Origin of the sequence: Pleionea mediterranea, from assembly GCF_003148745.1 — a bacterium.
Classification (GTDB): Bacteria; Pseudomonadota; Gammaproteobacteria; order Enterobacterales; family Kangiellaceae; genus Pleionea; species Pleionea mediterranea.
In genome coordinates, this window is record NZ_QGGU01000004.1 from 250,837 (window position 1) to 262,392 (window position 11,556).

11 protein-coding genes are annotated in these 11,556 nt (G+C 42.0%); 8 read left to right on the forward strand and 3 right to left on the reverse strand.

All coding sequences use genetic code 11. From position 1 onward, the window contains the following. From C8D97_RS06680 to C8D97_RS06700, 5 genes are all read left to right on the forward strand, one after another. Complete coding sequence (locus tag C8D97_RS06680) at window positions 1–3,111, forward strand: efflux RND transporter permease subunit (RefSeq protein ID WP_109762975.1); 3,111 nt, start codon at window positions 1–3, stop codon at window positions 3,109–3,111. A 194-nt stretch (window positions 3,112–3,305) separates the two neighbouring features. After that, window positions 3,306–3,686 (forward strand): hypothetical protein, encoded by a 381-nt coding sequence (locus C8D97_RS06685; RefSeq protein WP_109762976.1) that lies wholly within the window; start codon window positions 3,306–3,308, stop codon window positions 3,684–3,686. Between the two features lie 127 nt (window positions 3,687–3,813). Next, window positions 3,814–4,845 (forward strand): selenide, water dikinase SelD, encoded by a 1,032-nt coding sequence (gene selD / locus C8D97_RS06690; protein WP_109763083.1) that lies wholly within the window; start codon window positions 3,814–3,816, stop codon window positions 4,843–4,845. Then, on the forward strand, window positions 4,846–6,015 hold the full coding sequence (gene mnmH / locus C8D97_RS06695) for a tRNA 2-selenouridine(34) synthase MnmH (RefSeq protein WP_109762977.1): 1,170 nt from the start codon (window positions 4,846–4,848) through the stop codon (window positions 6,013–6,015). A gap of 32 nt (window positions 6,016–6,047) precedes the next feature. After that, entirely contained in the window at window positions 6,048–6,491 is a 444-nt protein-coding gene (locus C8D97_RS06700) for an MgtC/SapB family protein (RefSeq protein ID WP_109762978.1), read from the forward strand. Between the two features lie 577 nt (window positions 6,492–7,068). Here the strand turns inward: C8D97_RS06700 and C8D97_RS06710 are convergent. After that, window positions 7,069–8,184, reverse strand: a complete 1,116-nt coding sequence (locus C8D97_RS06710; protein ID WP_109762980.1) for an AraC family transcriptional regulator — start codon at window positions 8,182–8,184, stop codon at window positions 7,069–7,071. A gap of 117 nt (window positions 8,185–8,301) precedes the next feature. Between C8D97_RS06710 and C8D97_RS06715 the strand changes: the two genes are divergently transcribed. The 3 genes from C8D97_RS06715 to C8D97_RS06725 all read left to right on the forward strand — a co-directional run bounded on the left by C8D97_RS06715 (window position 8,302) and on the right by C8D97_RS06725 (window position 10,087). Beyond that, the gene (locus C8D97_RS06715) at window positions 8,302–9,003 is read left to right on the forward strand and encodes a sterol desaturase family protein (protein WP_170115168.1); all 702 of its coding nucleotides are present in this window, start codon (window positions 8,302–8,304) and stop codon (window positions 9,001–9,003) included. A 127-nt stretch (window positions 9,004–9,130) separates the two neighbouring features. Further along, window positions 9,131–9,667 (forward strand): hypothetical protein, encoded by a 537-nt coding sequence (locus C8D97_RS06720; protein WP_146196096.1) that lies wholly within the window; start codon window positions 9,131–9,133, stop codon window positions 9,665–9,667. A 15-nt stretch (window positions 9,668–9,682) separates the two neighbouring features. Next, a complete protein-coding gene (locus tag C8D97_RS06725) occupies window positions 9,683–10,087 on the forward strand; it encodes a hypothetical protein (RefSeq protein WP_109762983.1) in 405 nt (134 codons plus the stop codon). Between the two features lie 329 nt (window positions 10,088–10,416). On the opposite strand, the gene C8D97_RS06730 is transcribed toward C8D97_RS06725, so the two are convergent. Both C8D97_RS06730 and C8D97_RS06735 read right to left on the reverse strand, forming a co-directional pair. After that, a complete protein-coding gene (locus C8D97_RS06730; protein WP_109762984.1) occupies window positions 10,417–10,767 on the reverse strand; it encodes an FHA domain-containing protein in 351 nt (116 codons plus the stop codon). Window positions 10,768–10,784: 17 nt separating this feature from the next. Then, on the reverse strand, window positions 10,785–11,546 hold the full coding sequence (locus C8D97_RS06735; RefSeq protein WP_109762985.1) for a Stp1/IreP family PP2C-type Ser/Thr phosphatase: 762 nt from the start codon (window positions 11,544–11,546) through the stop codon (window positions 10,785–10,787). Window positions 11,547–11,556: the final 10 nt, after the last annotated feature.

Below are 11,556 nucleotides of genomic sequence, written 5' to 3' on the forward strand. Positions count from 1 at the left end.
ATGTTGCTGTCGGATATTTCGGTTAAGCGTCCGGTTTTTGCCTCGGTAATTTCATTATTGTTGATTGCCTTTGGTCTGGTGTCGTTTGATCGATTACCACTGCGCGAATACCCGGATATTGATCCGCCCATTGTGACCGTGGAAGTGAATTATCCGGGTGCACCGGCGAATATTGTTGAAACGCGCATCACTCAGTTAATTGAAGAGCGTATTGCCGGTGTTGAAGGCATAGAATTTATTGAGTCATCGTCACAAGATGGCGAGTCGAATGTCACCATTGAGTTTTCGGTGGGCCGTGATGTGGATTCGGCCGCTAACGATATTCGTGATCGCATTTCGGGCATTCAGGATAATTTACCGGAAGAGGCCGAACCGCCGGAAGTGCAAAAAGTTGATAGCAATGACGATGTGATTGTTTGGCAAAATCTGGCAAGCGATCGCATGAGTGTGCCCGAGTTAACTGATTACGCCAATCGTTATCTGGTGGATCAATACTCGACACTCGATGGTGTCGCCCGGGTAAGGGTAGGCGGCGGATTACGTTACGCCATGCGCATCTGGTTGGATCGCCAGGAAATGGCTGCCCGTGGCATTACCGTCGATGATGTGGAGCAAGCGCTGCGCCGCGAAAATGTTGAACTGCCCGCAGGCAGTCTGGAATCGGAAGAGCGCATCTTTAAAGCCCGTGTGGAACGTAATTTTAAAAAGCCGGAAGATTTTGCTGCCTTGGTGATCGCCGAAGGAGACAGTGGTTATCTGGTACGGATGGGCGATGTGGCGAGGGTTGAGTTGGGCCTGCGCGAAAACCGGTTGTTCTTTCGCGGTAACGAAGTGCCCATGGTGGGCATTGGTGTGGTTAAACAATCCACCGCCAATACCATTGATGTCGCCAGAGCCGTAAAAAAACTGACCGAACGCATTAATAAAACCTTGCCTGAAGGCATGAGCATTGAACAAAGTTACGACTCATCCATTTTTATTGAATCCGCGATACAGGAAGTCTACATCACCTTATTTATTGCCATTGCCTGTGTCATCGCAGTGATTTATTTATTCCTGGGCAGTGCTCGCGCCATGTTGATCCCGGCGGTGACTGTTCCGGTTTCCATTATTGCTACCTTTATAGTGGTTTATGCGCTCGGTTTTTCGATTAATTTATTAACGCTGCTGGCACTGGTTCTGGCGATAGGGCTGGTGGTGGATGATGCCATTGTTGTATTGGAAAATGTGGTGCGCCGGATCCACGACAAAGGTGAAACCCCATTAGTGGGCGCCTATCGTGGTGCACGGCAAGTTGGTTTTGCGGTAGTTGCCACAACGCTGGTTTTAATTTCCGTGTTTGTGCCCATTACTTTTCTGGAAGGCGACATTGGCCGACTGTTTACCGAGTTTGCGTTAACCATTGCAACCGCCGTGGCTTTCTCCTCGTTAATAGCGTTGACTCTATCTCCCATGTTGGCGTCAAAAGTGTTAAAGCAAAAAGACGACAATCACAACTTCGTTGTGCGCGCTGTGGATGTGTTTGAACGAGGCTTGCGCCGTGGTTATATGCGAGCGCTGCAAGTTTGTTTAAAGCGAACACCGGCGATGTTTATTGTGTTTGCGTTATTGGTTGGCGCAACCAGTTGGTTGTACCCAAGGATCGCTCAGGAGTTTACCCCGCAGGAAGATCGCGGTGCGTTTTTTATCAGTGTCAGCGCGCCGGAAGGTTCCAGCTATCAATACCTTGAAGAATATATGACCGAGATCGAGCAGCGTTTAATGAAGTACGTTGAATCGGGCGAAGTGCGACGGCTGCTGGTTCGAGCGCCACGAGGCTTTGGTAATATCGAAAACTTCAATGGCGGTCTGGTTATTGTGCTGCTGGATGACTGGGGTTCGCGAAGACCTGCAACCACCATTATGAATGAAGTGCGACAAGGTTTAGCTGATTTGCCCGGTGTGCGGGCATTTCCATTAATGCGCAGCGGACTTGGTGGCGGCACCGGAAAACCGGTGCAATTTGTGATTGGCGGTGCCACTTATGAAGAGTTGGCAAACTGGCGCGATATTATAATGCAGCAAGTGGAAAAAGATAATCCGGGTCTGGTAGGACTCGACAGCAGCTACAAAGAAACACGCCCGCAAATTGATTTTAAAGTGGATTACAATCGAGCGGCCGACTTGGGCGTCACCATTGAATCGGTAGGCCGAACGTTACAAACCATGATGGGCGGGCGCAACGTCACGACTTTTCTTGATCGTGGCGAAGAGTACGATGTGATTGTGGAAGGGGAGCGCGATACTCAGCGCTCGGTAAGCGAAGTGAAAAATATTTATGTGCGTTCACAACGCAGCGGTCAGTTGATTCCATTGTCTAATCTGGTGGAAACAAAAACCTACGCGGCTGCCGAAAGTTTAAGTCGTTACAATCGTGTACGCGCCATAACTTTAGAGGCTAACCTGGCTGACGGTTACACACTGGGTGAAGCATTAACTTATCTTGAAGGATTAGTGAAGCAACATTTACCGGAACAGGCGATCATCGATTACAAAGGACAAAGCCGTGACTTTGTCAGTTCTGGCAGTTCGGTGATGTTTGTCTTTTTACTCGGTGTTGCCGTGGTCTTTTTAGTATTAGCAGCACAGTTTGAAAGTTACATTCATCCATTGGTGATTATATTAACCGTGCCTTTAGCAATGGGCGGCGGATTACTCGGATTGTATTTATCCGGCAGTACGCTGAATATTTATTCGCAAATTGGTTTGATCATATTAGTCGGGCTGGCGGCGAAAAATGGCATTTTAATTGTCGAGTTTGCCAATCAACTTCGCGATAAAGGTTACGAATTTTCAAAAGCGCTGACCATGGCTGCTGAAACACGTTTTCGTCCCATTGTTATGACAGGATTAACAACCATCGCCGGTGCCGTGCCCTTGGTTCTCTCCAGTGGTGCCGGATCAGAAACACGCCAAATGATAGGTATTGTTGTGTTATCCGGCGTATTCGCCGCAACCTTCTTTACCTTGTTTATTGTACCGGTTGCCTATCGGTTGTTGGCGCGCCACACCACCTCACCAGAAACCGTGAGTAATAATTTAAAAGCACAACTTGATAAAGACGAGTCATAACTTTTTTTAATAAATAAGACAGTTAAATAAACAAGGCAGCCTTTCCGTAGGGTGCGCATTTTGCGCACCTTTTTTTATTTTAGAATTGAATCCCTTTCAAGCTGAGCACCTTAAATACAAATCCAGAATGAACACATATCCCTTATATCAACTATAATTATCCAATAGGCCAAAACGCCGTGGAGACGATTGAGATGTCAAAGTTCAATATCATTAAAGAGTCGGACTTTGTTAAGTTAGATATGACCGGAATGTTTGATTTTGAGCAAACCATAGCCGCGCTTAATGATATTCTCGGTCAACTGGATAAGGATTGTCTGGATGACTTTCTGTTCGATCTGGTGGATTCAGAATGTGGTTTGAATGAGCTGGATATCTATAAAATTGCTGAGTTTATGGAAGACAATGTGCGTCTGTTTAAAGGGCGCATTGCACTTTTACTCGGTTCGGCACTTGCGATTGATAACTCGCGATTTTTAAAGTTTTGTATTCAGGATCCGGTGATACGGGTGCGAATTTTCTTTGATAAGGATATTGCGAAACAGTGGTTGGCGTCACCACCCACCTTAGTTTAGATAAGCTGTTAAATACTCGGCTTGATATGCGGTTTGATACGAGAATAGCGCCTTAATTCACTTGCAGCGGTTTACCAAGTCGTGTTTTATTGGGGGCTGATGACATTAATGACTGATGCCTTTAATTATGACTATAAAACTAACCGAATACAGCCACGGTGCTGGCTGTGGTTGCAAAATATCCCCGGCCGTTCTTAAGCAAATATTGCATACGGAACAACCACCATTTGTTGATGCCAATTTATTGGTGGGCAACGACACCAGCGATGACGCTGCGGTTTATCGGCTTACCGATGAATTATCGGTCGTCAGCACAACCGATTTCTTTATGCCGATTGTCGACGATCCTTTTCATTTTGGTCGTATTGCGGCCACCAATGCGCTCAGTGATGTGTACGCAATGGGAGCTAAGCCGATAATGGCGATTGCCATATTGGGTTGGCCGGTCAATAAGTTGTCGCCTCAGGTAGCAGCAAAGGTGATAGAAGGTGGTCGCCAAGCTTGTCGCGATGCGGGTATTGTACTGGCGGGCGGTCATAGCATAGACGCACCAGAACCAATATTTGGATTGGCAGTGACCGGACAGGTGGCCACCGATCACATCAAAACTAATCATCAGGCCAAAGTAGGCGATAAGCTTTTTTTAACCAAGCCATTAGGCGTGGGTATTTTAACCACCGCGCAAAAACAGAAAAAACTGCAACAGGACGATGAGCAACAGGTCATCGAAGCCATGTGCCAACTAAATACTATAGGTTCTGCATTCAGTGAGCTTGCAGGCGTACACGCCATGACCGATGTTACCGGTTTTGGTTTGGCCGGGCATTTAATAGAGATGTGTCAGGGAGCAGGGTTATCCGCAAAGGTATCCATGTCAAAACTGCCAATGTTAAATAACGTGCAGGGCTATATTGATAAAGGTTGTGTGCCCGGAGGCGTGTTAAGAAATTGGCAAAGTTATGGTGAACATATCAAATTGGACGATGAAAGTTTTAAAACCTTGTTGTGTGATCCACAAACCAGTGGTGGTTTATTGGTATCGGTGCATTCGGATGATGTTGATGAATTTACCCAGATCGCCAAACAACATCAGCAAGCAATTTACCCCATTGGTGAAATGATTGCGGCATCCGATCACTTGATTCAGGCATCAAACTAAATGCGAACAGGTAGTCGATTGCCAAGAATATTACCGGAACAATTTGATCAACTGTTGATCGATTCAGTGCCATCGATTGATGTTCGTGCGCCGATAGAATTTATTAAAGGTGCCGTACCGGAAAGTTGTAATTTGCCGCTATTAACCGACAAAGAACGAGAAAAAGTTGGCACCTGTTATAAGCAACAGGGACGAGAGCAAGCGATTGAGCTGGGCCATTCACTGGTCAATGGCGCGACAAAGTTATCGCGGCTGGAAAACTGGCAGCAATTTTTGGCACGTAATAAAAATGCTTATCTCTATTGTTATCGGGGTGGTTTGCGTTCCAGAATAACTGCCGAGTGGTTGGCGGAGTGTGGAATAACGGTTCCGGTTATTGAAGGCGGTTACCAGGCACTTCGACAGCATCTTTTAAATGAGTTTGATGCAATATCACCAGATAAGCTGCTTGTGATCAGTGGTATGACGGGCTGCGGCAAAACACCATTAATAAAACCCTTTAACAATGCCATTGATCTTGAAGGCATTGCCAATCATCGTGGTTCCAGCTTTGGCAAAAAAGTAACGCCGCAACCGAGTCAAATTAATTTTGAAAATCGACTTGCGGTTGAGTTTATAAAACGGCGCAATTGCGATCCGGTTATTCTGGAAGATGAAAGCCGATTGATAGGGCGAAATTTTTTACCGCTGCCATTACAAAAAGCGATGAAACAGTGTGATATTATCTTGGTCAATGAACCATTGGGCACCAGAGTCGAACGTATTTTTCAGGAATACGTAGTGGATATGAGCAAAGCGTTTGCAGAGGACGCTGCCGTTAAAGAAAATCAACCAACTAATCAATTGGCTAATCAAGAACAAACCGATGACGGCTTTGAAGCTTTTTCTAATTATTTAGTTAAATCGGTAACCGTACTAAGTAAACGCCTCGGTAAAAGCAATCGTGATCGTTTAGTAACTATGCAACAGAAAGCACTATTACACCAACAACAAACGCAAGATTATTCGATGCACAGAGACTGGATAGTGTCACTGCTCGCAGATTACTATGATCCCATCTACACTTATCAGTTATCAAAAAAGAAAAAGCGCATGGTATTTTCGGGGAGCTATCAGCAGGTTTCTGAGTATTTATCGGAACAGACAGAGAAACAGCAAGCTTTTGGGTAATCCACTAACACTATTAAATAAAGAGAAAGCTTATGGAATTTTTTGCTTGGTTTGACTGGATTGAAGTATCTTCAAATTTAGTACAACTTGGTATCGCGTATTTGTTTGCATTACCTATGGCGTTTGATCGCGACCAGTCGCATCATGGGGCCGGTCTGCGTACCTTCCCCTTGGTTTCATTGGCCGCTTGTGGTTATGCCTTAGTTGGCATATCGGTACTCGATTCAACCGAAGCCGAAGCGAAAGTATTTCAAGGTATTATTACCGGCATAGGATTTATTGGCGGTGGGGCTATTTTAAAAAATAAGGACTCGGTAACCGGTACTGCTACAGCCGCCAGCATATGGAATACGGGGCTTATTGGCGTCGCCGTTGCTTTCCACCGCTATGAAATTGCAGCACTGTTATCAACCATAAACTTTTTCACATTGCGCTATATCAAACAGTTTAAGTCGGATAAACAAAAGAGTGAGTAGAAAGCTAAGGATAATTATTAATTAGGACTCAATATATGAATAACATTTATCTAAAATCAGTATTTGTAAACCCTTTTTTATTACTTCTAACAGTTATGTACTGGCATCATTCGAGTGAAAAATCAATGTGGCTATTAATGGTGCAAATATTTATATTGCTTATGTTTCATCTATTTGACTTTAAAGTATCTTATCAGAAAGATGAAGATTACAGAGTTGATAAAAACATAGCTTTTTTTAAAGTTTTAAACTTTGTTATTCTCGGTAGATTTCAAAATAAAATATCATTTATTAAAAAAAGTGTGATTGCAGAAATATTTCAAGTTGTGGGAGTTAGTTTAGTAGTGTTTTTATGCTTGTTTTATAATGTTAGTTTGAATATAACTGTACTATCATGTCTTTTGGCACCATTTCTATTTTTTATATTAATGTTTAAAACTAAATTCATAACATTTTACTCGGAAATCTAATTTGTAAATAGCTTGAGAATTTTAATTCGGTGTATGTAAAAAGGGTGCGCATTTTGCGCACCAATTAGTTTGAGCAAGATAAAAGTTTACTCTAACTTGTTAAAACGCTAATTAACTTCTCGATACTCCTTTGGTGAATACCCTGTCCAACGCTTAAAAGCTCGTGTAAAACCACTTTGTTCTGAGAAACCAAGTATTCCGGCAATGGAGGTAAGTGGCAACGAATCTTCAATCACTAACTTAATAGCCAACTCTTTTTTTGCCTGTTCAACCAGGTCACGAAAATTAACCTGTTGCTGTTTAAGCTGACGCTGTAATGTGCGACGGGATACATTGAGTTGTGAGGCAATGTTATCCAGCGATAATGAACCCTGATATAAGTTATTGATTATCAGACTTTGTATTTGATGGGTAAATGAGTTTGATGCCTGGCCGATCTTTTCTATGGCTTTTTGGGCTTCAACAAGCAATGCCTGGTAAACCGCTTGTTGCGACTGAGTCAGCGGTAATGATAGCCACTTTTTGTCAATTTCAATGGCATTGATTGCTTGATTATAAAGAACAGGGCAATCAAATATGCGGCTTTGATTATCCTGTGTAGACTCAGGTTTCGAGTGACAAAAATAGATTCGGTTAATGGGTGCAGCAAAGCCAATTATTTTTCGACCAAAACTGATCCAGCCTGAAAATACCGCTTCTACAATATGATGACTTAATTTCACGATATGATGATTTAATGGATCGTTATGTTGATTCGGTTGCCAACACATTTGTGAGGTTGCGCCATTATGTTTAATGGTGGTGCTGCCAATGTTACTGACTAACTCTTCGTATTTTTGAAGTGCCAGAGCCGCTTCTCCCAGCGTTGCAGCCGACATAGCCAGATAACCGAGGATATTAAAGGCCGACGTACCAAGTTGTGCGCCAAAATTCTGCCCAAGTAGTGAATCGTCACTTTGTTCGGCTGTTGTGATCATTAAGTGATTATAGCGTTCGGCTGCGATTCGCTGTTGAGGATCGTTTAGATCGGTTTCAGATAATCCGCTTTGAGATAACAAATAAGATCGGGATAACGAATATTCTTCAACACAAAAGTCCAGCAGGGCTTTAAAGTAGCTAACGGCTACGGTCACCTGTTTAGTATGCTGGCTCGCTTGTATTGACGGTAAGTCGTTACTTAAGGATTGAGACTTTAAGTTTTTAGTATGACGGCTTGTTGGCATCGTTTATCAAGTATATTGGCATAAAAGGGCAATAGCCTATTGTGTAATCTTGTTATGCTTTTCAGTATCGGCAATTTACTCAGTGAATACAACACATGAACCACAATGGATATTACTATGGATAACTCAATGGATCATACTGTGGATAACCCCCATGCAATTCCTGATAAAACTCAAGCCTACAGAGAGCAGTACCGTAAAGAAAATCGTTCGCCAAATTATAATGGCTGGCTGCATATTGGATTCACCCTGTCGGTCGCCCTTGGCATTATAATTTACTGCAGTCTGTCGCTGAACGATGTTACCCCATGGGAGTGGCTTACCATTCCGGTTACCTTTCTCTATGCCAATTTAGTGGAGTATGTCGCACACCGGTACCCCATGCATCGTCCGGTTAAATGGATTAATATTATTTATCAGCGCCATGCTTGCCAACATCATCGCTTTTTTAACCATAAAGCCATGGCATTTAAAAACAGCAAGGATTTTTGTGTGGTGCTGTTTCCTCCGGCCTTGATTGTAGGTTTTTTTGTTGTATTTGCTTTGCCGGTTACTTTGCTAATCAACTTTCTGTTAACCACTAATACCGCACTGCTTTTTATGATCACCGCCTTCGCGTATTTTATTAATTATGAGTTATTACACACCGCCTACCATGTGAGTCATCAATCGTGGCTTTGGAAGATACCTTTAATGAGAAAGCTGCGTAAGTTGCATTATTATCACCATGTACCCGAATTAATGAGTGGCTACAATTTTAATATTACCTACCCGATTGGTGATTTATTGTTTGGAACTTATTATTCAAAAGAGAAATAGATAGAGACCTATTTATATAGTTGAGCATATAAATCATCCTTTGAATCTCGGAACGAGGTATCTTGGTTTTGACTATGTGGGATTTCAGTACTACCTTTCTTTGATTAAGTATGAAAAGGGACATGCGATGTTTTTAAAGTTAAAAAAATATTTAATAGGAATTATTTTAGTACAATTAACATTCTCTACTTTTTCTGCAGAGGAAGATGGAAAGTGCGACTTTTGGCCTTGTCCTGGTGGATGGGATTATGTTATCGAAAAGTCAATAGGAACTCCAAATGAGAAGTACTTTATTGGTGAGCAGCCATTATTATATGAGTTAAGAGAGTATTCAGAAGATACTAAATTGGAGGTGGCTTTTAAAAAGTCATATTCCTATTGGAACTTTGTCTTAATGGATACTGAAACAAGTGAGGATTATACAAAGTTCTTTGAAATGTTTTTACCTAAAGTTAAAAAGTTAATGCGTACAAAAAAATATGATAGAGAGGTTTTTATTGATCCTGATCTTTTTACATTAATTGAGAAGATTATGGAAAAGCACTTGCTTGAAACTACAGAGCCAGCATTTAGGCAGTACATTTTAAATATGAAAGCTTACTTATATGAAGTGAATGGATTGACAATTGGCCAGGTGAGACATTGGTTAAAAGGTTCATACTAAAATAAAGGAAAAAATATGAAGTTTATTTATGGTCTAATTATCCTTGCTCTTGTGGCAGTGTTTTTTTACCTTTCCAATATAGACTTAATGTATTTGATTGATCTTACAAGCCTGGTAAGCATAATTCTATTCAGTGTATTATTTTCAAGTATCTCATACGGTTTTAAAGATACTGCTAAAGCATTTTTAGCTCCTTTTTCAAAAAATATTGCACTAGAAAACAGGAAGGCTTCTGAAAATATACCTGTGATTCTATATTGTTCAGCTTTTTTGTTATTTATTATTGGTCTGTTGGTTATATCGTTTTCTAATAATTGGGATAATCAATTAATGATAGGGACAGCATTATTGCCTTTGTTGTATAGCTTAATATTTGCAGAGGTTGTTTATCGACCATATATTAACATTGGTAAAGCGTAATAACATTTACAGTCTATGGTTAAAGGAAGGTCAATCTTTGTATGTGGCTTTGATATAAAGTCAAAAGGTTCTATAGGCAGGGTGTGGGTTGCTACCTGAGGGACAAAGTAAATCACTCTCCTTTTTTATTTCTCAAGTATGTCTTTTAATCAGAAGTAACAAATTCGTTGCCTGTAAGATTTTCAGGGTTACGATGGTTCGCACGAAAAACGTGCAAACCCTACGATGATTCTTACAAAATTTTAGCGGTGGTGCTGGTAAGTAGAAAGGTAGGGTGCGCATTTTGCGCACCAAATATTACGAATTAAATTGAAAGAATAGAGTTAAACTCACTCTGGCAAAATAACGGCGGTTCGATCCAGGTTTACCTGATGCTTATCGATAAATCGAAATTTGCTGTAACCAATTTCAATTAAATCACCATTAATGAGTTTTTGTTTATCGACTTTTAATCCATTAATTTTTGTAGCGTTGGTACTTTTTAAATCTTCTAATAAATATTGTACCTGTCCTTCAAGATAAGGATCTTCTTCTCGTATTATTTGTGCGTGGTAGCTGCTAACGGCGTGGTCTTCTATTTGTACATCGTTATCAGGGGATCGCCCTATGGTGAGTACGCCACCTTCGAGATCGAATTTATTGACCACTACATCATCAATTATTAAGCCTAAATGCGCCATTGATTGCTCCGCTATTGTTAGTGTTCCGCCACCACAATAATGGATACATTATCGGGGGCGCCGGCAGTTAAGGCTTCATCCAATAACTGCCTGGTTGATTCTTCAATTTTATTCTGTTGCAGTGTATCGCTGATAAAGGCATCCGACATACAGTTGCTTAAACCGTCACTGCATAATAAAAACTTATCTCCCTCGCTAACCTCTATGGCCAGTATTTGAGGGTTCAGTGTTTCTTTTGATCCTAACGCCTGTGTTAGAACATTTTTGTAAGGCGATTGTTCAACTTTATCGTAGGTAATTTGGCCATTGTCGAGCCAGCTTTGCACCAAAGTATCGTCACGAGTGAGTTGCTTAAATTCTTGTTCCCGTAATCGGTAACAGCGTGAGTCACCAATGTTTACAATCCAACATTGGTTGTCGTAAATAATAACGGCCACCATGGTCGTGCCTAGGCCTTCATCTTCCGGATGCTCCCGGGCGTGCGCTTTTATCTGTTGATCGACCCGAACAACATAATCGCTTAAAGCGCGGCGCATGGTGTGTTCACCAGGGGCCGAATCGTTTGGGTGCGTAAACAGATTTTCGACCAAATCGAGAAACTGTGTGCGCGCTAAATTACTTGCCACTTCACCAGCAGCATGACCACCCATGCCATCGGCGATTACCGCGCATAGCCAACCTCGCTCGGCGTCTATGTGCCAGCCAATGGCGTCTTCATTCTTTGGGCGCTTTTTCCCTTGATCCGATACGCCGGTTACTTTCCATGTAAATGGTTTCATGCCGTTATAT